33 protein-coding genes are annotated in these 23,321 nt (G+C 37.0%); all 33 read right to left on the bottom strand.

The genetic code is table 11. The features are described 5' to 3' along the window. Positions 1–174: 174 nt before the first annotated feature. The 33 genes from ACFVQB_RS02875 to ACFVQB_RS02715 all read right to left on the bottom strand — a co-directional run bounded on the left by ACFVQB_RS02875 (position 175) and on the right by ACFVQB_RS02715 (position 23,206). Complete coding sequence (locus tag ACFVQB_RS02875; RefSeq protein WP_379434912.1) at positions 175–450, bottom strand: GNAT family N-acetyltransferase; 276 nt, start codon at positions 448–450, stop codon at positions 175–177. Positions 451–507: 57 nt separating this feature from the next. Next, a complete protein-coding gene (locus ACFVQB_RS02870) occupies positions 508–813 on the bottom strand; it encodes an NUDIX hydrolase (RefSeq protein ID WP_379434911.1) in 306 nt (101 codons plus the stop codon). A gap of 234 nt (positions 814–1,047) precedes the next feature. After that, a complete protein-coding gene (locus tag ACFVQB_RS02865) occupies positions 1,048–1,521 on the bottom strand; it encodes a GNAT family N-acetyltransferase (RefSeq protein WP_379434910.1) in 474 nt (157 codons plus the stop codon). 133 nt (positions 1,522–1,654) lie between these two features. Then, positions 1,655–2,065 (bottom strand): DUF1572 family protein, encoded by a 411-nt coding sequence (locus tag ACFVQB_RS02860; RefSeq protein ID WP_379436271.1) that lies wholly within the window; start codon positions 2,063–2,065, stop codon positions 1,655–1,657. 310 nt (positions 2,066–2,375) lie between these two features. Next, complete coding sequence (locus ACFVQB_RS02855; RefSeq protein WP_379434909.1) at positions 2,376–2,783, bottom strand: NUDIX hydrolase; 408 nt, start codon at positions 2,781–2,783, stop codon at positions 2,376–2,378. Positions 2,784–3,198: 415 nt separating this feature from the next. Then, positions 3,199–3,621: an NUDIX hydrolase gene (locus ACFVQB_RS02850; protein WP_379434908.1), complete on the bottom strand. Its 423-nt coding sequence runs from the start codon at positions 3,619–3,621 to the stop codon at positions 3,199–3,201. Between the two features lie 34 nt (positions 3,622–3,655). Next, on the bottom strand, positions 3,656–4,162 hold the full coding sequence (locus tag ACFVQB_RS02845; RefSeq protein ID WP_379434907.1) for a GNAT family N-acetyltransferase: 507 nt from the start codon (positions 4,160–4,162) through the stop codon (positions 3,656–3,658). 25 nt (positions 4,163–4,187) lie between these two features. Further along, on the bottom strand, positions 4,188–4,736 hold the full coding sequence (locus ACFVQB_RS02840) for a GNAT family N-acetyltransferase (protein ID WP_379434906.1): 549 nt from the start codon (positions 4,734–4,736) through the stop codon (positions 4,188–4,190). A gap of 313 nt (positions 4,737–5,049) precedes the next feature. Continuing rightward, the gene (locus ACFVQB_RS02835; RefSeq protein ID WP_379434905.1) at positions 5,050–5,577 is read right to left on the bottom strand and encodes a GNAT family N-acetyltransferase; all 528 of its coding nucleotides are present in this window, start codon (positions 5,575–5,577) and stop codon (positions 5,050–5,052) included. A gap of 195 nt (positions 5,578–5,772) precedes the next feature. Continuing rightward, complete coding sequence (locus tag ACFVQB_RS02830) at positions 5,773–6,300, bottom strand: AAA family ATPase (protein ID WP_379434904.1); 528 nt, start codon at positions 6,298–6,300, stop codon at positions 5,773–5,775. A 22-nt stretch (positions 6,301–6,322) separates the two neighbouring features. Then, complete coding sequence (locus ACFVQB_RS02825) at positions 6,323–6,895, bottom strand: hypothetical protein (protein ID WP_379434903.1); 573 nt, start codon at positions 6,893–6,895, stop codon at positions 6,323–6,325. Further along, the gene (locus tag ACFVQB_RS02820) at positions 6,892–7,122 is read right to left on the bottom strand and encodes a hypothetical protein (protein WP_379434902.1); all 231 of its coding nucleotides are present in this window, start codon (positions 7,120–7,122) and stop codon (positions 6,892–6,894) included. The genes ACFVQB_RS02825 and ACFVQB_RS02820 overlap by 4 nt, the downstream gene beginning before the upstream one ends. Before the next feature lie 249 nt (positions 7,123–7,371). Beyond that, complete coding sequence (locus tag ACFVQB_RS02815; protein WP_379434901.1) at positions 7,372–8,286, bottom strand: phosphotransferase; 915 nt, start codon at positions 8,284–8,286, stop codon at positions 7,372–7,374. A 55-nt stretch (positions 8,287–8,341) separates the two neighbouring features. Beyond that, positions 8,342–9,409 carry an IS1595 family transposase gene (locus ACFVQB_RS02810; protein ID WP_379434900.1) on the bottom strand — a complete coding sequence of 356 codons (1,068 nt, stop codon included), beginning with the start codon at positions 9,407–9,409 and terminating at the stop codon, positions 8,342–8,344. 223 nt (positions 9,410–9,632) lie between these two features. Then, a complete protein-coding gene (locus ACFVQB_RS02805; protein ID WP_379434899.1) occupies positions 9,633–9,890 on the bottom strand; it encodes a GNAT family N-acetyltransferase in 258 nt (85 codons plus the stop codon). Between the two features lie 45 nt (positions 9,891–9,935). Beyond that, positions 9,936–10,682 carry a class I SAM-dependent methyltransferase gene (locus ACFVQB_RS02800; protein ID WP_379434898.1) on the bottom strand — a complete coding sequence of 249 codons (747 nt, stop codon included), beginning with the start codon at positions 10,680–10,682 and terminating at the stop codon, positions 9,936–9,938. Positions 10,683–10,811: 129 nt separating this feature from the next. Further along, positions 10,812–11,249, bottom strand: a complete 438-nt coding sequence (locus tag ACFVQB_RS02795; protein WP_379434897.1) for a hypothetical protein — start codon at positions 11,247–11,249, stop codon at positions 10,812–10,814. 103 nt (positions 11,250–11,352) lie between these two features. Next, positions 11,353–11,733: a phosphotransferase family protein gene (locus ACFVQB_RS02790; RefSeq protein ID WP_379434896.1), complete on the bottom strand. Its 381-nt coding sequence runs from the start codon at positions 11,731–11,733 to the stop codon at positions 11,353–11,355. Positions 11,734–11,785: 52 nt separating this feature from the next. Continuing rightward, the gene (locus tag ACFVQB_RS02785; protein WP_379434895.1) at positions 11,786–12,097 is read right to left on the bottom strand and encodes a phosphotransferase; all 312 of its coding nucleotides are present in this window, start codon (positions 12,095–12,097) and stop codon (positions 11,786–11,788) included. A gap of 77 nt (positions 12,098–12,174) precedes the next feature. Continuing rightward, entirely contained in the window at positions 12,175–13,056 is an 882-nt protein-coding gene (locus tag ACFVQB_RS02780; protein WP_379434894.1) for a GNAT family N-acetyltransferase, read from the bottom strand. A 291-nt stretch (positions 13,057–13,347) separates the two neighbouring features. Then, positions 13,348–13,833 carry a hypothetical protein gene (locus tag ACFVQB_RS02775; protein ID WP_379434893.1) on the bottom strand — a complete coding sequence of 162 codons (486 nt, stop codon included), beginning with the start codon at positions 13,831–13,833 and terminating at the stop codon, positions 13,348–13,350. 307 nt (positions 13,834–14,140) lie between these two features. Next, complete coding sequence (locus ACFVQB_RS02770) at positions 14,141–14,545, bottom strand: hypothetical protein (RefSeq protein WP_379434892.1); 405 nt, start codon at positions 14,543–14,545, stop codon at positions 14,141–14,143. A 63-nt stretch (positions 14,546–14,608) separates the two neighbouring features. Then, entirely contained in the window at positions 14,609–14,782 is a 174-nt protein-coding gene (locus ACFVQB_RS02765) for a hypothetical protein (protein WP_379434891.1), read from the bottom strand. A 301-nt stretch (positions 14,783–15,083) separates the two neighbouring features. Continuing rightward, positions 15,084–15,704 (bottom strand): zinc dependent phospholipase C family protein, encoded by a 621-nt coding sequence (locus tag ACFVQB_RS02760; RefSeq protein ID WP_379434890.1) that lies wholly within the window; start codon positions 15,702–15,704, stop codon positions 15,084–15,086. Between the two features lie 65 nt (positions 15,705–15,769). Then, complete coding sequence (locus ACFVQB_RS02755; RefSeq protein WP_379434889.1) at positions 15,770–16,285, bottom strand: phosphotransferase-like protein; 516 nt, start codon at positions 16,283–16,285, stop codon at positions 15,770–15,772. Positions 16,286–16,349: 64 nt separating this feature from the next. Further along, positions 16,350–16,772 carry a hypothetical protein gene (locus ACFVQB_RS02750; protein ID WP_379434888.1) on the bottom strand — a complete coding sequence of 141 codons (423 nt, stop codon included), beginning with the start codon at positions 16,770–16,772 and terminating at the stop codon, positions 16,350–16,352. 14 nt (positions 16,773–16,786) lie between these two features. Then, on the bottom strand, positions 16,787–17,878 hold the full coding sequence (locus ACFVQB_RS02745) for a DUF3626 domain-containing protein (RefSeq protein ID WP_379434887.1): 1,092 nt from the start codon (positions 17,876–17,878) through the stop codon (positions 16,787–16,789). A gap of 275 nt (positions 17,879–18,153) precedes the next feature. After that, positions 18,154–18,681, bottom strand: coding sequence for a YfiT family bacillithiol transferase (locus tag ACFVQB_RS02740; RefSeq protein ID WP_379434886.1), 528 nt, complete (start codon positions 18,679–18,681; stop codon positions 18,154–18,156). A 242-nt stretch (positions 18,682–18,923) separates the two neighbouring features. After that, the gene (locus ACFVQB_RS02735; protein ID WP_379434885.1) at positions 18,924–19,490 is read right to left on the bottom strand and encodes a histidine phosphatase family protein; all 567 of its coding nucleotides are present in this window, start codon (positions 19,488–19,490) and stop codon (positions 18,924–18,926) included. Between the two features lie 181 nt (positions 19,491–19,671). After that, positions 19,672–20,223, bottom strand: coding sequence for a 2'-5' RNA ligase family protein (locus ACFVQB_RS02730; RefSeq protein ID WP_379434884.1), 552 nt, complete (start codon positions 20,221–20,223; stop codon positions 19,672–19,674). A gap of 202 nt (positions 20,224–20,425) precedes the next feature. After that, on the bottom strand, positions 20,426–21,361 hold the full coding sequence (locus ACFVQB_RS02725; RefSeq protein ID WP_379434883.1) for an acetamidase/formamidase family protein: 936 nt from the start codon (positions 21,359–21,361) through the stop codon (positions 20,426–20,428). Between the two features lie 213 nt (positions 21,362–21,574). Beyond that, positions 21,575–22,117: a nucleoside/nucleotide kinase family protein gene (locus tag ACFVQB_RS02720; protein ID WP_379434882.1), complete on the bottom strand. Its 543-nt coding sequence runs from the start codon at positions 22,115–22,117 to the stop codon at positions 21,575–21,577. Positions 22,118–22,399: 282 nt separating this feature from the next. Then, the gene (locus ACFVQB_RS02715; RefSeq protein ID WP_379434881.1) at positions 22,400–23,206 is read right to left on the bottom strand and encodes an isoprenoid biosynthesis enzyme family protein; all 807 of its coding nucleotides are present in this window, start codon (positions 23,204–23,206) and stop codon (positions 22,400–22,402) included. Positions 23,207–23,321 lie beyond the last annotated feature (115 nt).

Raw genomic sequence — 23,321 nt, 5'->3', positions numbered from 1 at the left:
AGAAAATAAAAAGTTCTCTTCAAACTCATCACGCCCTCAAATAATCAGGAAGTCTTATCATGAAGCGTTCACTATTTCTATTAAATTGATATTGTTCATATAATTCATGTGCATCTAATGTTCCGAGTAACCCCATTAAATCTTTAAAACGATCCGATTGTGTTATTACTTCAATTAGTTTCTTACCAAGTCCTCTCCCCTATACTCCTCATGAATAAAAACATCACAAAGCCAATACATTGTCGCATCATCTGTGACAATCCTTGCAAAACCAACTTGAATTTCTCCCTTATAAATCCCAAAACATGTTGAAGAATGGATAGACTTTTCAATTATTTCATCGGATCTCGTATTGGCCCAATAGCTTCTAGATAAGAAACCCTTTACCGCATGAATGTCCAGAAGCTCTTTGTTATCACTGATAAGATATTCTCCATATATAAAATCCATCAATCCAGCTCCTATCAAAATCCTTGATAATTCAAGTAATACTTAACTCCAGCACGATCAACATCGGAAAAAAGCTAATGGGTTCTCCATAAATAATTTATTTAGTGCCTTAATATCAATCCATTGAATATCTATTGTTTCGTCACCAGCTTCTAACGAATCTCCACTTGCCTTACATCTAAAATAATATCCAGCAGAATCAATTGGTCCCTTAATGGTTTGATAAGCAGCGAATGGTCTAAGACACTCCACTTCAAATTCAGGATTTATTCCAGTTGTATCAATTCTTGTTTCAGTTCCTTCTATTTCATAAACATCTAATCCAGTTTCTTCTTTAACCTCTCTTACCAGAGCTTGGACCAACGATTCAAACGGTTCAATTCTACCTCCAGGAAGTTCAACTGAAAAGAAGAGTCCATCTTTGTTCTTTTTTGTATGACAATCTCAGTTGCTTCGTTACCAGATCTTTCAATGATCGCTCTTGAATTAACATAGAACATGCAACCAGTCCTTTATTAGTTTCAAATTTTCTTTATAACTCAAGGGACGTTCTCAGCTGCTCATCAGTTTCAATGTTTTTGACCTTTTTTTGATTATCTACATCATGCGTTTTTCATAAAGCACAATTGTCATTTTGTCATTAATTTGTTTTGCATCTCCCTTCTGTCTATATCCTAATTTTTCATAAAGGTAACAATTTCTCTGCTCTTCTGAGATTGTAGCCAACTCCCATATTCTCGTATCGCTATATCTATCTTCAATCATTGAAAATACTTTTTGTGCAATCCCTCTCCCTTGGTAGTCAGGTAAAATAAATACGGGGCTTACTCGATAGATTCTATTTTCTTTTTTTACTATTCTAATGGCCCCCACAGGAATATTTGCTTCTCTTATTAGGTAATAATCTGTAAAGCTTTGATTTATTCGATCTTCTATTTGTTCTACCGTTTGATTTGCTGGGCTTGTTTCATAGTCTTTATATTTATTTAATAGAGGCATGAATGCTTTTATTTGCATTTCGTGAATGATTGAAGCTTCTTTAAGACCTGCTTTGGATAATGAGATTTCCATTTCATAGCATCCTCCGTTATTGACACTAAATTGTGTTCTGCTTGTAAGAAACTAAAATATTGTGTTAAGGATGTCAGTGCCTCCTTCGAAGCTCTCATTGTTCTATATATTGCATCATTGCATTCTGTTGATATCAATCGTATTGCCAAATTAGCTGTCCTTTCCTTATTTTGGCTGCATAAATGATTTGACCAGTGTGATAGTGAATTTCTCTTACCATTGCTATCATTAGATTTAAAACCGTTGTTTCATTATTTACTTGACTGAATGTAAGAGGGGGACGATTAATGAAAGGTTGAGATAACAACAAATTTGGGTTGAAACTGAGGTGTTCGAGATATTGAATGATAATATCGAATGATTCCTTAGTCATGTTATAGGCTTCTTCTATCGTCATTTTAAGTCCATATTCAAACTCCTTATCCCTGTCTCTTGAATCAGCAATATCATAAAATATCGTTTCAATTCTTGAGTGAACACAACCTCTTATGTGTGCAACCAGATTTGCAATACTATTACTTTCTTGATTTGGTGACCATGTGATATCTTCTTCTCATAATTGTGAGATTGCTTGGAGAGTCCATTTACCTTCAGACTTAAATTTAACTAACATACTCTGAATTACTTCTAATTCAATTTCCATGAGCACACTCCAATCTGTGGTTTTATCTAATCTACCAAACAATCCTTGTGCTGATTTCCTATAACGTTGTTGTCCTCACGAACAGGAGAGCCTTAAGTGTGCTCAGCGAACGAGTTGCTGACTTATACTCGCAGAGGTTAATCGTCTGGATAGTCTGGATACACTTTCTGGCCTCATATCTTCAACCTCGTGAACACTTGTTAGAATCCCCTTAGAATTCAATATAAAATGGTTGCAAATCTGGCCTTAAACAATATTCAATTCGTTGTTTGAAGTTCTTCCAAGTCACCTTATTTAATGCTTCTTCTATTGGAAAATATCCTGTCTCAAGGCTTTCACTAGTTACTATGGGTTCTCCCCCAATCGGTCTTGCTAAAAATAATGTATTCACGATTGAACCATCTACATTCTGGAATATTCCACAAAATCGAATAATCTCTATATCAATCCCTGATTCTTCTTTTGTCTCCCTGACTGCCGCATCCTGTAAGGATTCTCCTTCTTCAACTTGCCCTCCGGGCATTTCCCATCCTCTTCGGGGTCCTCGGATTAGCAAAATTTCATTGTTCTCATTCATTACAATCGCTGCCGCTGAAACGATATGCTTAGGTGGATTCATAGATATAGATAGTCCTCTCTTGGGGTTATTCGTTTACTTTATCCTTTCCAAAATAAAATCCCTTGAGTTGTTCATCAAAAAATGATTTTAAGTCGTCCTGTACAATGGAATACTTCGTTTCTTTATTCTTTATATCTGTTCGTGTAATATATATTTGCTCAAGATCATATTGGATTGTAATATCTCTTCTTGAATGAAGTCGAAATACTATTCCAGCACTGATGTTTGAAGGCGTTTGATGAAGTTCGATAATTGAGGATTCAGGCACAGAATTGATCCAGCCAACAATTTTGTTAATTCGTTATCTTAAGGAGCTGGGCGTATCCGGTTAGTTCTCCTAGTCTTAGAAAATGTACCTGTCAAACCAGAGGGCGAACGCCACAGTGCGTATGTTTTTATCAATTCACTTTATGTATCACTTGGTTCCTTCATTTAAATATGTTATTTCATTACCGGCAATTAAGTTGCGTATACCCCTTTTATAAAAAGGCATTAATTTATCTGCCTCCTCTATATCCTTCCAAGCAATTTCGGAGATTTCATTAGGTCTTACAATTTGTTCAGTACCTCCAGTAATTTCAGCCCTGAAGACTATAAAAATTGCATGTTCATTTAAATGTTCAAATTTACATTCATTTATAGCCACGATGCCATAGACTTTAACATCAAAACCGGTCTCTTCTTTGGCTTCTCGGATAGCAGCTTGCTCTAATGATTCATAGGGTTCTACTGCTCCTCCTGGTAAAGACCAGCTCGAACGTCCTACATTTTTGACCATTAAGACTTTCGATTTTGATTCGTCTGTAATTAGAGTGTATGTTACGTTGACTCGTTTCATTGTCCTCTCTCCTTTCTGAATATGAGCTGCATGTCTATCCCTTCGAGATTTCCAATTCATATTTAACTTGCGATTTACTGAGCCCTTCTATTGTTTCGGTCATTTCTTCTATTTCTTTGAACCCACTCTTCTCATAAAATGCCCTTCCTATTTGATTCTCTTTCCCTACCCAAGCAAACAGTTTATTTATTGGCTTTAAAACTTGAGTGAATCTCCGAATGAATTCTTTACCTATTCCCATTTTGTGATATTCGGGTCGTATATAAATTCTTAGCAATTCGTATTCTTCTTCATTCACTTGTCTTGTTTGAGCATATCCAACGACTTCGTCATTGAATTCAGCTATTAAAAAACTCCGTTTGGCACTTTGAAGATCTCTCTCGACAGATCGACTTAAATTCTCATTTGAATATGCTCTACTTAGAAAATTTTGAATGTAAGCTTCGGAGTATATGCCTTTATAAGTATAATTCCATGTTTCATGGGCTATTGATTGAATATGTGGGATATCCCCATTTGAAACAAATCTAATTGTAATCATCTGGTTATCCTTCTTTCGTTAGTAATTAATGAACTTTATAGTCTCTCTTAAGAAATGCATAAATGGCATTATCAACAAATCTATTCTTCCAATAATAATTTTCCTTCAATATCCCTTCTTCTCTAAAGCCGATTTTCTCAAGAACCTTTCTTGATCCCACATTCTCCGGTTCTACAAATGCTTCAATTCGATTTAGGCCAAGAGTATTAAATCCATATTCAATTACCTTTTCAACCACCTCAGTCATAAAACCTTGATGCCAATATTCTGGTGTTAGTTCATATCCAATGACAGCTTTATAGTGATTTTTCATCCAGCCATGAAAGCCACATGTTCCAATTAACTTGTTTTCCGACTTCAAAGTGATTCCCCAACGGATGGCTTGACCTGTTTCAAATCTTTCATTCCATCTTTGAATTAATTCTTCTGCTTGTTTAATGTTTGTAAAGCTCTCCACATCATAAAACTTCGTAACTTCATCCAAAGAAAAACATTGAAATATATCTGTGGAATCATTTTTTGTTAGATTTCTTAATATAAATCTTTCTGTTTCTAACTTGGGAAACTGAGACATATTAGTTCTCCTTAATGGTTTAAGTAGTTTCAATCAGCGTCTCTAGGATCCAAATAAAGATAAATCCATAGAAACTAGTCATCTATCAGGCCCTTAATCAGGAAATGATATGCACTAAGTACTAACCCATATTATTACATATATGAAGTGAATCAAGAAACAAAAAAGCAGATGGTTTCTCGTCTGCCCTGAAATATATAGAAAGCCATGCAGCTGATTTAAATTTTCCTGCAATGCTCTTGATCTTAATTTCCCTCTTTTATTTGAAGTATCAGTAACAACTGTTTCGAGGGGCTAGGATAAGCCAAAGCTATTATTCATTTTCCCCGACTGCTAATCTCCAGTCATTACATCGTATGATAGTCCCAATAGGGTATTCAAAATCACACTCACCAATATACAAAAAGCCCAGCTTGCGACAAATGGCATTCGAAGCGGGATTCTTGGTTTTAGGAAAAGCGTGAATGAATTTATGTTTCTTCTTTTCAGAATGGATAGAAGCTATGGCCTTCGCAGTTGCTTCTGTCGCTATTCCTCTGCCTTGATATTCCGGCAAAACACTCCAGCCTATCTCGAAAATAGATTCTTCTTTCCAAGTCTGATTCCAATATCCTACACTACCTACGACTTCGAGATGCGGAAGCAAGAGGATCTTAAACATTTTCCCTGTTCCATTTTGGGCGATTTCATAATAGCGTTTATGTCGAGCTAGAATTTTCTCCTCAGTCTCTGGTCCTCCGAAGTCTACTGTCATCTCATGCGAATTTAATTGGCGAAGCAAACCTAAATCGCCTTTGTCCCATAGTTCAATTCTCACCTCTGGCGCATTCCTTTGTTCCATCTCACTCACCTCACTATTTTTATTTGTCACCAAATTTAGAGGAAGATATTTACCTTTCTCAGTTCAATTATACCAGAACATATATTCTTATTAAGTGAAAATTTAATTTATCATTATCGCTTAATTTCCTTCGCAACAAACCAGTCACATTAACTATCTTGAATATTATGTAATACATGGTATTTTTCATTTGAATCAGCTTATCAAAAATCTATTATTATTTATTATCTCCTCAATCACTTCTTCTAGCTGGTCAACAGAATATTCTTGAGTATTTAATATATGTCTATCGTTTTTTAATACTTCTCTAAATTCATTCAATAGGATTATGCTTCGTTCTCCCATTTGTTTCGATGGATCTCTTAACTGATCTCTACTAATAATTGTTTCATGATCAACCATAAATACTACATAAACAACCCTTACATTCATTCTCTCCAGTTCACAAGCTAACCAGTTAGCCTCCGATGGAAACGTCACATAATCTATAACAACATCGTAATTAAATTCAATTAGGTTCTTCACTAAACTCAATATATTTGTCCAAGTCAGCTTATGAGTTTCTTGACAGATCCAAGGCTTTCCCCTCCCGTTTACAGGTAGATGACTAATATCATCACCAGATATATATGAACTGCGATCCAAATGTTCAACAAGTTTCCTTGAAGTAGTTGATTTTCCAACACCGGCGGGACCGGAAATAATATAAACGGATCTTAACATGTTGTATCCTCCTTGAAATTTCTCAATAATACTCCTTAAATCTCTTTATCCACCAATCTTTCTTCATTAAATACTCAGATTTAATTGGCATGATTATAAATTGTTCATTTACTTCAATTGGTTCTTTTAAGCCTGTATATACTAAATCGACATCTAACCTAAATGGCTTAATCTCTCTTCCAACTTGACTTTCGAATTCCTGCACAAAAGCTAAAGGATCTGGGCTTGCTTCCCAATAATGCATTGCAACTTGACCGCCAGCAGGCATGTTCCACCATTTAATGAATGACGGCCACATATTAATCAGAACAGCCTTTAAGTCTTCTTCTCTAATCATTGAAAAATTAGGAGGATCTATAACCAAATATTGGTGATTCCCCCTTTTGCGCTCCCCCTTTTTAGAGATGCTCTGATTCCATAGTTCTTTCCATTGTTCTTTAAATTTTTCGTTACTTCGCTCAACATTTAAAAATTGACTATTTGGCCAGACACCTTCTTCGAACTCATCTGTTAATAATCCACATGCATTAGCTACAAACATTAGAAAATTCAAGTCATATTCTCCTGATATACAAATGGTCCAAGAATTGTTCATTGTAATTCACTCCATATTCCTAACCAGTATCCTTCTTCCTTGGCATATCTTATGCGTGTTCTTTCTATAAAGCTTTTTGAATCATTTTCTTCTAAAGTGAGACTAGGAAACTTCAACCACTCACCTATATGATCCCTATTTCTGTTAATCAATTTATATAATGTTTCTGCATCTTTAACCTCCAATAGCGATAAATAAGAAGAATCATCAATTTCGTATTTAAACATTGTCGCATTCTCCTTTAATTCTTGGCTATGTTAAATTCTAATGTTGATATTTGACCATAAGAAAACCGCATTCGTTGAAAAGGCGGTTTATTGCTATCGTGTCCCGTTAGCGCAATGACTTACTCTGTTGAATTTCGTGTTCCTCAACATAAAGCGGCATCAGAGAAGGCGCATCGTACCTTATAGCGGCCTTTAAACGACAAAATGGTGCCGATAGCCTAGCCCCATAGCCGCAACGAAATAATGAGCCTAATCCGACAGTGCCCGCATGATGTTTGATTTCGCCTCTACCGCAATCGCTTCATTCCCGTCATCGACCGCTTGCATTAAGATCAGTATGGGGATGTATACCGCGATCAGCCGCGCCAGCAGCTTCGTTTCCTCGTCCGCTCCTCCGTACGTTTCGAAAAACACGCCGCGAGCGTAAGGTGGTAAAAAGCTATAAGCAACGCTCAAATCGCAAGCCGGATGGCCTACGCTCAGATCGCCCCAATCAATGATGCCGGAAACGATCCCGTTCTCATTCACAAGCATATTTTTGAAATGAAGATCGCCATGTAGCAGTGCATTCACCGCCTCGACACGGTCCTTTTGCAGCCTGCTAATATACGCTTCGATCACACCGGACTCCTCCGGCGACAAGTGTTCAACCACCTTCGATAGAAAGCCCTCCAATTTCACTTTGCGCGATGCTATGTCCGTCAAGTTTCGATGATCTTGCTGAACTCCGCACTTCAGCGCCGCCTGCACCGGAAACTCATGCAATCTCCGCAAAAATTTCGCCAACGTCTCTGCCGATAAAGCCCGGCGTTCTTCCGTCAAACCGATTGGGAAATCTCCTGGCACGTAGGCATAGCCAAGAAATGGTGCCGGGTATTCGTCACTTGCTTCGCCATAAAACAACGGTTTCGGATAGGGGATGGTCATATATGCCTCCAGCTTCGGCAGCAGCTTCCCTTCCATACGAATCGAGCCAACTGCAATCGTTCTTCTTGGAAACCGGAACACGTACTCGTCACCGATGAGAAAAACCGTATTGTCCCAGCCCCAGCCCAATCGCTTTACTTGCTTCGATGACAGCTGAGGGAATTGTCTGCCGATCAGCGTCCGCGCCTGCTCTTCGTTAACCTCCCACTCCGCATCCCATACATTCGTTCCTCCCATGAATTGTCTGCCTCCTCGTTCCTTACGTTATTTAGATGTTTACATTCCCTGGAAGTTACGCATAACTGCCCGTTAGCTTAACAAGAATAAGCGAAAGCCGAAGTTTGGTGTTCGTGTCGGTCACAGTAAACAGGCACGATTTGACCAACATATTTTTCTTATTCGATGCGGTATTCTCATATTCCTTGCTGTCTAAGTAACGAAACCACGCCAAGTAATTCTGCAAATACTTTGTTGCAACACCATTGAAACGATCCATCCATTTCTTCAAGCGGCTGTGGTAGCTGTTTACGTTTTGGATATGGTACACGCCTTTCACACGTTGTTTTCCGTCGGACTTGAATCGGTAATGAGTCATGCCCTTTGAATTCGCATAGGAGCTAAATGCCCTCCATGAATCAGTGCATAACACGTTTGAGTCAGATAGATGACCACCAATCGCTTCGTCTAACTTTGTAGTCCGAATACGTCCATGCACAAGTACGCCAGAGTAAGTCATTTTCTGACGGTCACGGGCAACCAGCACGCACACTTGATCGTGGCTTATACCACGATATTTCGCTTTGCCGCCACGTTTACGTGGCTTGCGTTCGGCAATATTCCGCTTGCCCTTTTCCGAGTAAAGAAAGTAGGTCTCGTCCATTTCAACAATATCTTGAAATGCTTCGGTTGGAATCTGCTTCAGAGCGGAAAGAATCTTATGCCGCCAGTAAAACAAGGTGACATGCGTGACTTCATCGTTTAACTGCTCTGCACATTTTCTCAGAGAAAAGCCCTCAATCATGCATTCGATAAAACGAACCCACATATGAGGTCGCCTCGTTCGTTGCAGAGGGGTGTTCGTAAGGTCATTGAATTTTTGGCGACAGGACTTACAACGGTAACATTGACGTTTAACCTCTCCAGTGCGTGTTCTTACAGCGTACTTTCCAAATCGAACAACAGAATGGTTTTTGCAATGCGGGCAAACAAGTCCATCTTTATGCTTCTGCTCTTGAATTTCATCAGTCGCTCGAGCTGGAAGTGCCACTCCCTTGGTTCGGGACTGCAAAAAGTAGATAAGTTCTCTCTTACCATTATCGTCCAACGTATCAGCAAGCTTTTTCAGTTCCTTTAAATCCATGGGCAAATCATCTCCGAACAGTTATATTGCCCTTATTATAGAACACTTGTTCGTAATTATCAAATATCAACAACAAAGTTTAACATAGCCTAATTCTTATAATGCATTACAATTTGCATTGTCCGTTTAAATCCTGACAATTCGTAAAAACCAGCCAAATCGTCTGTACAAAACAAACTAATAACGTCAATATCTTTTAATTCATCTAAAAGTCTTTTGACCATTAGTTCTCTATTCCTCTATTTCTGTAATTACTTAATACTACAACATCCTCTACATAAGCTCGATATATTCCGTCTGAAATAGACCTACAGAAACCAACTAATATATCATCTTTCCAAGCTCCTACCGCAACCCCACTAACGAGTAACTGTAATATTCCATTTTCATTCCGGTTTGGCCACCAACCAGCATCTTGATAAAGACCCATTAGTTCAGATTGTAGAATAGGTTTCTCTGTAGGTAATTTTACCGTTACCATGAGTTACCCCCAAAGATAATATTTTTTTGGTCCTATTCAGTAATTTCAAAGTTTTCTTGCTTTGATAACGAAGGTTACAGGAAACATCTTCGCTCTTTTTACGAAATCATTATTTTCATCATGCAATTGTATGATTTCATTCTCGGTTTCTTCAATCATTTGTTCAATTACAAAACCTTCTTTTGCCAACGCATTGATATAGGTTGATAGTTTACGATCAGACAAAGTCAGCTCACCTTGACAAAAATCAGGAGATACCGAATACCAAGATTCATCGAAATAACACTTGTTAAAAGCCAATCTATTATTTTCTTCAACAACACATTTGTGAATTGGATGAGACCAACTGAAAATAAATATGCCATCTTTTTTTAAATATGAAGCGATCCGGCCAAAAGTACCTTCAAGATCGGTTGTCCAGCCAATGGCGTAAATTGAATAAACAAAGTCAAAATAATCCACGGGGATGTTACACTCTTCTTCCATGGGAGAACAGATCAATTTTGCTGAAAGACCACACGCCGTCAAATGTTGCGTTGCCTTTTCAATCTGTTTTCCTGATATGTCCATCCCCCATAGCTCAGCTGCTTTACGCTCTCCCTGATATTGCAAAGATTGACCATCTCCACAGCCTATCTCTAATATCTTTTTTCCTGAGACATCGCCAAAAAGTTGGAATTTTTCCTCTGTGACAAATGCCCCATAAAAAGGAAGCACGATTGGTCTTAAAAAGTCATTTCCTTTTGTATCCCAATAGGAGCTGTTTGTTTCATAAACAATATTCTTGTTCATACTGATAACCTCCTCAATATATTTTTTGTTCGCTGCTCATTTGTTAATTTAATGCCTCTTCGTAATCGATCTCGCAGAAAGCACTGTTGGAGCAGTACCTTGAATATTAATGGTTTAGTTGTAGGGGCATCATTGAATTAATTTACTAAGTTCTTCTCTGATCTCATAATTCAAACCAGTCTTCATCAATAAATCTCTTATTAAATGTTGGTCTACAATTTCTTTGTGTGTTTGTAAGTGACCTAAAATCAAATTCGATTTTTCTTTTCTTCCCATTAAATAATAGGCAACATACCAGATTTCAAGACAGGATACCTTTATTCCATCCCATGTTCTATTTTGAATATGAGATGTAGGTAAACGAACTACTTCTCCTTCAGCATAAAAAGCAAATCCTCCAATTATATCTATTCTTAATGAAGGGATATGTATTCTGTATTTACTTGCAAAAGGGTAGTCGCCACTTTCCTGTTCTATGCAATCATATCCTTCTATAACCTTAAGCAATCTATCTTTTGGACAATCAACTATGAGATCCCAATCATTCACTGTATTTGATAAATTCAAATAATATAACAATCCACTGAAATCACGAACCTTCACTGACTTAAAGGCCAATGGCTCGATATCTGAACATGGTGTTATCTAATAGAGAAGTTGCGAAGGGATACTAAAAGAAGCTATATAATCCGTCTTCAAAGTAGTTATACTCTTCATCAGTTATTCTTAACTTGCTATATGCGCTAAAAAATATTTCTTTATCTCTATCATTATCGAAAGCATTATATTTTGGTCTAATTGCCAATGCTACATCATATCTTGGATCCCCGTACGTAGCTCCTGACCAATCAATAACTCCGACTATATTGCATTCATTAACTAATACATTATCAATTGTAAAATCGCCATGAATCAAAGTGTTGACTATTGGTTTAGGTCTTAATTTTTTCAAGCGTTTAAGTAGTTCTTCTGATCCATCTACTGCAAAGTTAGTCAGATTATATTCTGCTTTATTCAGCATCGTATCTAACCAAGGATTATCATTCTTCAATAATTCAACAGGGCAAGAACATTCATGTATTTTCTTTAAACAAAGTCCAAAGTTAAAAAGATAGAAATTCTCTCAAACTTATTCCATCAATATAATCCATTAAAAGCCATCTCGCTTTATTCTCGACATGATATGAATATGCTCGCGGAACTGGTAGTCCCGTATGATAAAGATATTGAAGCACCTTGTATTCTTCAGACAACCATTCATTATAGAGATCGTTTTCTGTCTTTTTGATCACGTACTTTTTATCGCGCGTATCCAAAATAGCTACGATAGAAGTATGACCTTGCCTGGGAAAAGTAATTCTCTGAACTTTTCCGATTTGTTCTACTATTTCAATTGGGAGGTCCTGAATATTCATGCATTCATCCTTTCTTACAATTATTCACTTTTAGAGAGCGTTCCCTACATTCACGAATCCGAGAGGCTTAAGAAGGATCAGATGTTATGCCAATAGAAAGTATAGTGAGAATGCTGTTGAAAGCCTAATGATTTATAAAAAGAACTATCCGAAATAACATATGCTTTTTCAGCACCTAAGGAGTGACCTCTTTTCAAAGCTTCTAATACCACTGCTTTTCCAAGCCCCTTCTGCCGGTACTCCGGAATTGTACATACAGGTTCAACATAAACATAATCCGTTTTTTGACTGTACCATAAGCCACAATAAGCAACGTATTCCCTGTCTTCATTTTCAGCAACAATATGTAGGAATGAATTCATATTTCTTGCTGACAACATTCTTTTTTGCCTACTTATAGTAGCTTCATCCGTAGGTACAGATCCTTCATTGTCAAATGCCCTCCATAGCAAATGATGAAGCTTATATAAGTCGTTTTCTATATCTATATTTTTTACTATTACGCCTTCAGGAATTACATAATCAAAGCTAACATTCTCTAGTGTAAGTTCAAGTATGTTTTCAGTCAGATCATTCTCCACAAACTTCTGACTGCGCAATAAATCTAGAGTGTTAGTATCGTTGTCATTCACCGCAATCCCAACGCCATTTTCATTACTGAAAGTAGTAGTGGTATATTCTAATATATCTTTTTCTAATTCTTCAAACCCTTGTTTAGTAGAAAAGAATGCTTCACCGAAATAGTGGTCATAGGTTGCTATCCCTACTAACTCGTCATTACAATACCACAAACCAATTTTATCCATTAAATCTCTATTGAATTCAGGATGATAAAACATCCACTCCCACCTTGCCCAATTCCAATTTATATGTGTGCGGTCATCAGTTGATAATTCAATCAAAAAATCACAAACTTGTTCATAATAAGAATCATCGAAATTTCTAAAAACAATCTTCATTTTTATCCCCCATACAATATAAATTTTTTTACGTCACAATAAAACACTAATGCGCCTTATACACGTTAAATAAACTATATCTTTTACTCCCCAAGTTCAGTGGTGAAAATCAATTTAAACTGGAGGGGTTTACTCCGCTTACTAGCGTAAATGCTGACTATTTCATTTAACATTCCCGTATTCACGCTAACTGGTAAATGAACTTCAGTTGTAGCCGCTTAATTCTCCTGGCAGACCTTGGGCAAGTGCGCCAATGTGTAAATATGTTGTTAATAGAGCCTTCTTCCTGAGTTACTCACGCTTCTTGTAAATTTCTTTACCGTTATTATCGAAAATTATTAAGTTCTCTACTTCATTAATTTGAGTATTAGGAATCAAATAACCCGTCTTTTCCGTAATCCCTCTTGAATAGGACTTGCCATCAGTATAAGTAATTAAAATACGATCGGCTCCAGAGCTTAGCATCTTGTTATTAATTATGACTGCTATATATGGGCTGCCTTTTCCTACCGTCACAGGATCTGAATAATTTATTCCCCACGATAGTTTTTGGTCATATACCTTCCCATGTTGATCTGTATACAGGGTAATTAATGAATTCTCGAGCAAAATGATTGCTGAGTCCTTAATCCATATACTATCTTGTAAATCTAAACGATGATTATCTACATAATCAGTGATTTGTTCATTGGTTGGAGCGTTATATATTAGCTCGTTCTTGTTACATCCCATTAATAAGGTTGATATGAATAATATAAACACTATACATTTTTTCATTTTCCCTCCTTGTATATTTCCGGCATTTCACATAAAGCTTCTGCATTAACGATGTCCGACGAAGTCGAATGTTTTACTGAGCCTGCTTCCCTGAAATCCATCGAGCAGACCAAGGCTCCGTAAAGAGCCGCTGCGTAAACATATTGTTATCTGATTTCGGCTCATATCCTTGACTAAAGATAGGACGTCAAGAGCCGCATGATTTTTATAATTCACTATAACCAACCTATCATGTCCCGTTATTTAAACAGGCTACCTATATCGGTAGCCTGACCCGTATTACATATGAAATTAACAAGGGCTCATATCATAAATTAAAATGCTCACAAACTAATCTGAATTGTTCTTCGATACCCAGGTTAGGTGTTCTTTCAAGTATTTTGATATTATGACTAACGCAAGCATTTCTAATTTCATGGGAGAATTTCACCATAGTTTTGTTGCCATGTTTAATCGTTTCCGTTGGATTTGATGTAAGGTTAATAACATCAAAGATCATTTTATGGTCTTCTCTAAAGTAATATAGCCTTTCTATTTCTTCATCAGATGTGTAAAGACACATCATTCTTTCTTTAGGAATAAAGGGTAGGATGCGTTCAGGCATTATTCCTAAATCGATAATGATTGGTTTATCCGTTGGCATTTGCAATAAATCAATAATGAAAAATTCCATCATCTCTTCAACGATTTCACAAAGCCATCGAAAATACACATCAGTAGGCCTATTAAACCACTCCTCCCAGTTTAAACCGGGATGGGGATATTGAAGAGCAGGTTATTCAGTCGGATTAGTGAATGGTCTATACTTCAAGACATCATCGCTCAATGTTTGAAATCCTAACTCTGCAACAAATTTCTTTGTCATCGTTGTCTTTCCCCCGCAACAACCACCATTTAACCAATACACATGCTTTAATTGTTCTTTTAAATAATTGTTATTTATTCTCATTTAAATCCTCCTCAATTTTTAATATTGAGGGAGATTACGGATTCTTATCGGTTTTTTATACACACAACAAAACCACATAATATAATCCTCCTTTTCTTATTTATACCTAAATAGTATTCGGCGAATTATAGTTTACTCCTTCATTTCCCACTAATCTGTCCGTTAGATTAATCATTAAATTTAAAACTTCGAGCCATGACAGTGCGATTGACTTTCTCTCATGTCTTTAGTCCGAGCAGCTATCATGCGGGTGCGATACGTGGATGCATTGTTAAGGGGCCCTCAGACTTCATAAAATTGCTTACAAGTTGTACTTTATCTTTATATACTTCATATTCAATATTCCCATATCGACTGATGTCTCTAAGTATCCAATGATCTGCTCAAAAGTAAAAACATTAAGGGTTTCATTTAAAATTTCTTTGTCATAATCCAAATCGTCAAATACACATGGCACAAACTTTTTGACATCTGTAGATTTAACTTCCTCTAAATCCGGGATTGTTGGAATATAATTGAGCCTTCTTCTTAATTCCTCTTCATATCCATAATGTTCAAGCAACTTCCCATTCAATAATCTAAAGTCATTATGATACTGTTTATATAATCCCTCATTAGCTTCCATTCTGTTCCTTAACCAAGGTAAATTAAAACCTTTCAACCATATGTCATCGGCAATTAAATGTGTGAAATAACCCAGAACGTAAAGGTCTTCTGCTTGTGATCGATACTTATGTAAAAATCCTTTATAGTCTACGTTCCTTGAATAATCCTGAATTTCACCAGCAAAAAAATGTGATGAATCTTTTGTTGTAACAGCATCTGGTGCAATATTTCCAAGTAAAAAAGGCGTCTTATCTACAATAGATAGGGAATCTGCAATTCTATTCGCTACAATCAGATGCATTATTCTTGAACCCATACTTCTTCCTCCCTTCAATGAAAGTTTGAAGTGTTTTTGCTTTCTTGAACTGATATTTCCAATCATTATTTTTTGAATAGTGATGTGATAATCATTTCTGCACATTCTTCCGGCGTATTCAAACTCGTATCGACTGAAAAGCTATAGCCAATGTGTTGTGACATTATTTTAGTTTGCTCATCGGATTGATCTTCTCTTCTGTCACCACGTTCTATATTTCGCTTACGACAAAGATCTAACGGGCAGTATACCTCAACGATATCCAAAGGATATCCATCAAATATATCTTGGACTTTATCATAATGCGGCTTTAATTCCGGTCTTTCAACAAGTATCCCATCGATTAAAACATTCTTTCCATGATCCGAAAATAATTTTGCTGTATGATACATTATCATGATGGCTTCACTTAAATACTTCCAGTAGTCTGTTTGCAAATGTTTATCACCAATCGTATTTTCAAAAAGATCATTGGCCACAACATAAAAAAAGGGTTCAGAGTAATTTTGCATCGCTTCTACGATTGAAGTTTTACCTGAACTGGTTACGCCATTCAGAAATATAATTTTCCCTTTATCCATTTCTCATCTTCCTCTGCATGGGTTATGTTTGAGTATCTATGACTTCTTCGAATTGCTTAAATATCTAGAACTGTGCCTCTTTTATTTTTTTTATAAACTGTTCAATTAAGTTGAATATGAGGCCACTACAAATACCAATTTCGTAAAAGATAATAACATCGTTCGAAAAGAATAGATCTATTCCATGTTCAGCTCCTGTAATCGCTAAGAATAATATTGTAATTATTAATCCGCCAAATAGATGTACTATTAAATCAATTAGGTTGAATTTATAAGAAACTCTTGAGGTTTTTATTATCGCTGATGCCATTACTGAAAATGGAATGCCTCCAATACCATATAACAGCATGAACATTATTATCCCCACTAAAAATGTACTTCCGAACTCATCAGGAAAGAATATCGTTGCGCACATAAAAGACATAATAATCGTTGATAATACAGCACTTATTAATTTTATTAATAATGATTTCTTCAGTAGAATCATCCTTTATACAGCTTTTAAATCGATTTACCATATCGAACGAGTATATGCCACATGTATTTTAATTCCTGAAGCACTTCTTCGTAATTACCTCTGTCAGACCAGAGATCAGGATTGCGTTTCAAATCGTTGACAGCATTCCCAATCACACTTGCGTCAATATTACCGTTGCTTGCAATTTGTTTCGCTAATGATGGCATGGTTGGACCCCTAAAATCAGAGGGCACTTCCTCTGCACGCATCGCAAATCCCATATGCCAAAATAGTTCAATGGAATATTTGATGCAGATTTGCTCTAAGTAATTCCCTATTTCTGTTCCTTTGAACGATGGGTCAGCTACTAAAATTTCCACATCATCTTCAAGATATATATCTCCATGAATTTGAGTTTCGATAAAATGGTTAAGATTCCGATGTGGGGCCAGTTTTGACGGATCCTCTAACGGACGTTCCAGATTGTACAATAGCTGATCTATCAATTTTTTAGGAGTAAGATCTTTTTCTCCAATAGCATAATCCCGAAAGAAAGCATCCGTAAAAAGTGCAGATAAAATAGCGTCTAATTCCTCGTATGTCCCCTTTTCCTTTGGAGCATCTTGAGAGCCACCGTAAGTGAACGTACAGCGATGTAAAGCATTCGGTTTTAAAAGAAAATAACAAGATCCGAATCGTGGAGACGGTCCATCCGGATGCAACAACAAATGAAGAGCTCCATACTTTGGCCTTTCAAAGTTGGTTACACCCTCTATCTGATAAGCTCCGTCAAATAGTTCTTCCTCCCAAAGATCCCGTGCACCACCTACATATGCCGATACGCTCCCATTGGATATGAAAGTCTCGAACTGACTTTTATAGATTCCCTGCTCAAATAATGATTGAGCTACACTTTTCATATCTAAAACCGGACGATCCGGATGAAAATGCAAAGCCACCCTTGCATGGGATTTAATCTTATGAACTGCTTCTTCAAAGGTATTCCAAGGAATATTCGATAACTGAAAAATTTCTTTGAGTGATGCTTGGGCTTCTCTTTTTTGGGATCTCGCGCAATTACTTATATATTCAATTGCTGCGTTCTGAGATCTTGTAAGTTGTCTGTTGTTCGACATAAGAATCACCACCTTTTTCTAAAAATTGAGATCTCAATCTACTCTATAATATAGTTTTTGACTAGACTTAGAATCGCATATATTTTGTTCAGCTTTCTGGTATTCATGACATCCTACCGGTTTAAGGCTCCGTTTAAGAGCCGACCGTGATGCGGTTAGACGGTTCAGAGGTATTTGCTGAATTCGCTTCACAGCCGGTTGACTTCTCATTGACCAAGGGCCGCAGATTTTAGGCGTAGTTGTTGTCTTCTTAAAAAAACTTACAAAATACCACTTTACCAACCTTTTGATATTATTAGTGATTCAATTTGTGCAGTGTGATGGCGGTTATGCCATATAAACCTTTGAAGTGCTATATCTAATGTTATTATGCCTAGAACTTGAGTTCTTAGCTTCCTCTGAAATTCATCAGGGGTTAGATTATTGAGAAGAATAATAAAGCGTTCGTGGAGTATTTCTATCAGTCGAATTGAATTTTCAATTGGTATATTCCTGTAATCTATGAGTTCTGCCCATAGGTCTTCTCGATATGAATTTGCTAGCGGCACATCTTCAGTTAATGCCCTCTTAAACCTGATATAGGCATTCATATCATTATCAGCTAGATGATGAATGATTTGATTTATAGTCCATCCATCAGGACGATAAGGTGTATTTAGTTGATCAGAGTCAAGGCTCTTGTATATTTCTTTTAAAGTATTTGTAATTAGTGGAATCTGATTAATCAAGTTTGATCGTTCTTTAGAAGTCATGTTATGACGTGGACTAAATTGTCCAATGGGATACTGCTTACTTGCGTCCACTTCATTTACATCTCCCTCCTCAACAGTAAGAAATTGAGCTCACATTATTGTATCTACTCCCGAAAAGATTAAAGGAGCGTAGCGATTAGGTGGATCGCCACTTAGCCTCACAGGGGTGTCTGCCTGTGTTTGCCTGATTCATACATCACCGAATTGCTTCGGGCAGACCAAGGGAGCTTGTCCCCGCAGCGTGAATACCCTGTCATGTAATGTCACAGTTCTCTTTATATACCTTAGGAAATCTAATCATTCCACATTCTTGTTACTTCTTCTAATTCTAAGTCCTCGAATTGCATTTTATAAATATCTGGTTTCTTTAATTGATTCAAAAACTCCAAACCAAAAGCTGAATCAAAATGATTCATCATCAAAGTCATTACAAGACCATGAGTTCCAATTGCTATTTTCTTCCCTTTGTTCTCTTTTAATAAAGGTTTTAGAACTAAGATTGCTCTTTTCTGACAATCAGCATTGGACTCTCCACCCGGCAAGGTATAATCAAAATCATTAAAACTCTCTCTGATACTAGACATTAACTCTGCATTTTCAATATTATAAGATGCAAAATGTCGTTCTCTAAGATCTTCAAATACTTTAATATCTAACTTTAAGTGCTCGGCCAATCCCTCAACACTCAGAATTGCTCGAGTATAAGGACTTGATATAATCATGTCTATTCCTTCACCTATAAGTAACTTCGTTACTTTTTCAATATCGATCTTTCCTTTTGGGGTAAGCCCTCTTGTTCTTTCATTTCCTTCGTTGTATGGTGATTCTCCATGCCTAACCATATAGATAATTGTCTTCATACAAGCCTCCTTTAGATTCTTTCATTAAATGTCATATTATGATTTCACATAAAGTTGATATATTCGCGACGTCCATTCCCCTTGTGTTTACTACCCAGCATATGCTCCGACTCCTGTCGGATCCAGGGCGAATGCCCGCAGCGTGAATATTATGTTATACGCAGTACCTGACCTCTTTGAATTAACTTTCAAAAGATTGATCAAATATGGTTATATTCCTGTTCCCTTCTTCTGACAGCTCAATCTTCACTAAACTCATTCTTTCTATAATCCCATCCATAGGTTCAAATTCATTTACTACATCATGAACTCCCTTAGCTATCGCTTCTCTACTTAATTGTGTTCCCAGGGTACAATGTGGATTCCATTGATCTGGGCTATAATATATACTCGCTTGATTATTATATTTGTCTAACTTCTTATAATAATCCTTATGTACACGTTGAAGTTCGTCCGTTATGGTTGGCGCTAAAAATATCGTTCCCGAAGTCGGAAAGGTAGCTACGATATCAAATCGTAAACGAAGAGGAGAAACATTATCAAAATAGATTTTCAGTTGTTCTTTAAATCCTTCCAAATCGGAAATATCCGTATATACAGCAAGCGTTATATGGGGACTTAAGTTCTCAAATCTATTCATAAAATGGCTGATTCCCTCTTTGTCAAAGTGCATCCATACTTTTCTGACGTACTCATCGAATTCTTTGTTGAAGAATAATTCTACAGCAAACAAACGAACCCCCATCCTTTCTTTTGTGTTTTCTTTATTTCAGGTATTGCGTATAACGTTTCCGTATTCTCGAACCTTCCCTGCCACCGAATCGACTTCTTTAAAGCCACTTCTTATTGCTTCGGTCCGGTTCAAGGAGCCGGAGGCGACGCAGCGTGAATACGGTGTTATAAAATGTTGGCGTCCTCTTCGAGTTACGTTCGAATCACTTCAAAATCCCATGTGGTAGACAGGCATGTACCCCTTTAACCCCATTTACAATTTGCGTTATACGTAGATCAACAACTGAACTCCCTAAAGCAATAGCTTCAACACGATTTAAACCATACAACTCACCCATCAAGGTAAGCATTCCATCTAAAGCTTGAACGGTTGCTTCATTAAGATCTTCATGAAACCCAAAAGTAATCCACCCTGCGGGAGTATTAGCTCGGGGGTTTAACAAATCTATCCCTTCAATCAAATTTACAGTTATATCAACAACTTCCATCGGACATTCAATAGCTTGGCAACTGATTTCTCCATCCCCTTGCAAAGCATGTCCATCACCAATAGCAAGGTAACCCCCATCGACAGAAATAGGAAGATACAATTTACTTCCTCTCACAAGCTCTTTACAATCAATATTCCCACCACAATATCGAGGTGGCCAAGTAGAGTGAATTCCTATGTCATCTGGAGGCATTCCAATAACGCCCATGAAAGGTCGTAATGAAACTGAGAAGGAATTGCCATTGATTTCACATACTCCCATCATGGATTTATTATCGAGTTTCCAATCAAGGCTAATTTCCTTATATTCGGTCAAATGTAACTTCTGGTTTTGCCAATTAGGATACTGACCTGCAGCAGTAAAACCATATTGCCCAGGTATAATATCATTAAACTCAATCTCTAAAGTCATCCCTTTCTTAGCACCTTCAATATAAATGGGTCCCAACAAGGCGTGGCCTCCATCAATTTTTTCTTTTCTTGAATATGGCTTCCTTCTTTCACCATTACTTCTCCCAGTACCCCAACCTGCGTCTAATGTTTCAAAACGTATGGAATCACCAGATGACACCGAAAGGATAGGAGTTACTTCTTTAGTAAATGAACCAATTAGTGATTCTTGGGATAATTCAATTTTGTGTACTACCACGGTATTGCCTCCAATACGCTTATTTATCTTAATGCCAATTTCGTATAACGTTTCGTATTCGCGACGTCCATTCCCCTTAGATAGCTCTTATCTTAGGGAAATGGATGTATCTGCCTGATTAAGCTCCATTGAAAATACCTCTGACAGATCCAGGGCCGAATGGCCCGCAGCGCGTATATTGTGTTAGACGGAGCTCTTGGCATCTTCGAACAGCTATAATCGGCACTCAATCTCATTAAATATCTTGTCAACTATTTCATCAACAGAGAGTAAGCCACTTATAATTACATCCGAATTCGGCTTTGTAGTCTTTAGCATACTCTCATATCCGATTCTCCCTCGAGATAAATAATTGCTCAGATCATCTAGAATAGCCTCTGCATTCATGTTTTTAAAATCTCTTAGTATTCTTCTTGCCATTGCTATATCAAGAGGTGTGTCAATGAAAATAGTAAGGTCTATATTCTTCAAATGGTTATGCAGTCTAGCAAATGGATAATCTAACAAAATGAACTCAATGTTTTCTAAAGAAACATGACTTCTCAAATCAGAAATTAGAGGATCTAAGTTCCACTCATTACAGTTAGCACCTCGCTGAACCCAATCAATGATATCGTTGGGCCCTTCGAAATCATAATCATCAAAGTATATGGTCTTTGAGTTATTTAGAGCTTGGTTTAGTCGGGAAGTAATTGTACTTTTACCTCCGCCTGATACTGCTGCAATTGCAATTATCTTCGATTTCACATTTTTCACTGTCTTTATCCTCCTGTCCAAACGGCTAAATATATAATAATTTCAAGTATTTCGTCTAACGTTCTTGTATTCACGACGCCCCACCACCATAAGGTCCGGAAGACCGGACGCGATGCGGTTAGGTGGTGCGGGTGTGTCCGATTGAATCTACTTCCCTCGTCGAATCCTCTTCTAACTCCGGTCAAATCAAGGGCCGAATGGCCCTAAGCGTGAATATAGTGTTATGTGGTGCTTCGGACTTCATTGAATAACTCTCGAAATCCTATTCCTATATCTGTACAGTCATGACCAATCTTCAAGTTCTGAAAGTAATATGCCTTTTTTGGTAAGTTTAAGACTATTATTGCTTGTAAAACCTTCAATACTCTGAATTTGCTTATTGATAAATGAGAATTCAAATATCTTTGTAAAATCTCCGTTCAAAGTAAAATGAACTTTACTTTCTTCTGGAACAAATATAAGTGAAAATTGGGTTGGATAATCCCCACTTTGCTGAGCAGTATCCTTAAGCAAGTTAAGGCCTGTTGCGATATTAAATGCTTCTTTGTTATTTGTAATGACTTCATAGGCCTTTATATATCTATCATTTCCTGGTCCTTCAACATTCTTATATTCATTATCGAAATTATCCGATACAGGAAAATTAGTTAGTACCACGAAGTCCCTATCGGAAGAGTTAATATCAATGTTCTTTCTTCCAGGCTCAACAATATATGTCTTCCGATTTCTCCCGGCTATCAAACTGTGGACACTATGACTCGGGACATTAACAATTACGTTATTGGTTAAATATTCACTTAATTGAGATAACTCGATCCGTCCTGAAAGAATTTCATCAAACAATTTCATAATATGTACGCAATTCTTTCCACGTCTATATTTGCCTTCTTCAATTGGATCGACCATTAATAAGTTCATGAATGTACCACTACTATTCAAACCGAATGCTGGATAAAATTGTCCATCATCATTCTGAAGAACTAAAAGTTGATCTTCACCAATCAAAACAATTTTGATTGGTCTTCGAGAAATATCGAAGTTCATACCAATAAATGTCTTGTCTAAATGAACAGCGAAACTAGTACACATTGAGGTAATCTCCTTTATTGTTTTATCTTTTTTTCGTCTTTCAGTAGTTTCACATAACGTTTGGGTATCAACGAACCCTCACTGCCTTAAAAGAGCATATGCGACTGGCCTCGAC

This window comes from Paenibacillus sp. NPDC057886 (assembly GCF_042796655.1).
Taxonomy (GTDB): Bacteria; Bacillota; Bacilli; order Paenibacillales; family Paenibacillaceae; genus Paenibacillus.
This window is presented reverse-complemented; position numbering and strand designations above follow the sequence as displayed.

Excerpts from the sequence above, each read along its gene's own strand:
- ACFVQB_RS02765 (WP_379434891.1), bottom strand. The coding sequence starts at position 14,782 with ATGAGAATAAATAACAATTATTTAAAAGAACAATTAAAGCATGTGTAT.
- ACFVQB_RS02800 (WP_379434898.1), bottom strand. The coding sequence starts at position 10,682 with ATGAACAAGAATATTGTTTATGAAACAAACAGCTCCTATTGGGATACA.
- ACFVQB_RS02875 (WP_379434912.1), bottom strand. The coding sequence starts at position 450 with ATGGATTTTATATATGGAGAATATCTTATCAGTGATAACAAAGAGCTT.
- ACFVQB_RS02835 (WP_379434905.1), bottom strand. The coding sequence starts at position 5,577 with ATGGAACAAAGGAATGCGCCAGAGGTGAGAATTGAACTATGGGACAAA.
- ACFVQB_RS02805 (WP_379434899.1), bottom strand. The coding sequence starts at position 9,890 with ATGGTAACGGTAAAATTACCTACAGAGAAACCTATTCTACAATCTGAA.
- ACFVQB_RS02815 (WP_379434901.1), bottom strand. The coding sequence starts at position 8,286 with ATGGGAGGAACGAATGTATGGGATGCGGAGTGGGAGGTTAACGAAGAG.
- ACFVQB_RS02760 (WP_379434890.1), bottom strand. The coding sequence starts at position 15,704 with ATGGGTTCAAGAATAATGCATCTGATTGTAGCGAATAGAATTGCAGAT.
- ACFVQB_RS02830 (WP_379434904.1), bottom strand. The coding sequence starts at position 6,300 with ATGTTAAGATCCGTTTATATTATTTCCGGTCCCGCCGGTGTTGGAAAA.
- ACFVQB_RS02850 (WP_379434908.1), bottom strand. The coding sequence starts at position 3,621 with ATGAAACGAGTCAACGTAACATACACTCTAATTACAGACGAATCAAAA.
- ACFVQB_RS02775 (WP_379434893.1), bottom strand. The coding sequence starts at position 13,833 with ATGAAAAAATGTATAGTGTTTATATTATTCATATCAACCTTATTAATG.
- ACFVQB_RS02840 (WP_379434906.1), bottom strand. The coding sequence starts at position 4,736 with ATGTCTCAGTTTCCCAAGTTAGAAACAGAAAGATTTATATTAAGAAAT.
- ACFVQB_RS02715 (WP_379434881.1), bottom strand. The coding sequence starts at position 23,206 with ATGTGTACTAGTTTCGCTGTTCATTTAGACAAGACATTTATTGGTATG.
- ACFVQB_RS02820 (WP_379434902.1), bottom strand. The coding sequence starts at position 7,122 with ATGTTTAAATACGAAATTGATGATTCTTCTTATTTATCGCTATTGGAG.
- ACFVQB_RS02750 (WP_379434888.1), bottom strand. The coding sequence starts at position 16,772 with ATGATTCTACTGAAGAAATCATTATTAATAAAATTAATAAGTGCTGTA.
- ACFVQB_RS02745 (WP_379434887.1), bottom strand. The coding sequence starts at position 17,878 with ATGTCGAACAACAGACAACTTACAAGATCTCAGAACGCAGCAATTGAA.
- ACFVQB_RS02735 (WP_379434885.1), bottom strand. The coding sequence starts at position 19,490 with ATGAAGACAATTATCTATATGGTTAGGCATGGAGAATCACCATACAAC.
- ACFVQB_RS02855 (WP_379434909.1), bottom strand. The coding sequence starts at position 2,783 with ATGAATCCACCTAAGCATATCGTTTCAGCGGCAGCGATTGTAATGAAT.
- ACFVQB_RS02755 (WP_379434889.1), bottom strand. The coding sequence starts at position 16,285 with ATGGATAAAGGGAAAATTATATTTCTGAATGGCGTAACCAGTTCAGGT.
- ACFVQB_RS02865 (WP_379434910.1), bottom strand. The coding sequence starts at position 1,521 with ATGGAAATCTCATTATCCAAAGCAGGTCTTAAAGAAGCTTCAATCATT.
- ACFVQB_RS02845 (WP_379434907.1), bottom strand. The coding sequence starts at position 4,162 with ATGATTACAATTAGATTTGTTTCAAATGGGGATATCCCACATATTCAA.
- ACFVQB_RS02785 (WP_379434895.1), bottom strand. The coding sequence starts at position 12,097 with ATGAATATTCAGGACCTCCCAATTGAAATAGTAGAACAAATCGGAAAA.
- ACFVQB_RS02780 (WP_379434894.1), bottom strand. The coding sequence starts at position 13,056 with ATGAAGATTGTTTTTAGAAATTTCGATGATTCTTATTATGAACAAGTT.
- ACFVQB_RS02810 (WP_379434900.1), bottom strand. The coding sequence starts at position 9,409 with ATGGATTTAAAGGAACTGAAAAAGCTTGCTGATACGTTGGACGATAAT.
- ACFVQB_RS02825 (WP_379434903.1), bottom strand. The coding sequence starts at position 6,895 with ATGAACAATTCTTGGACCATTTGTATATCAGGAGAATATGACTTGAAT.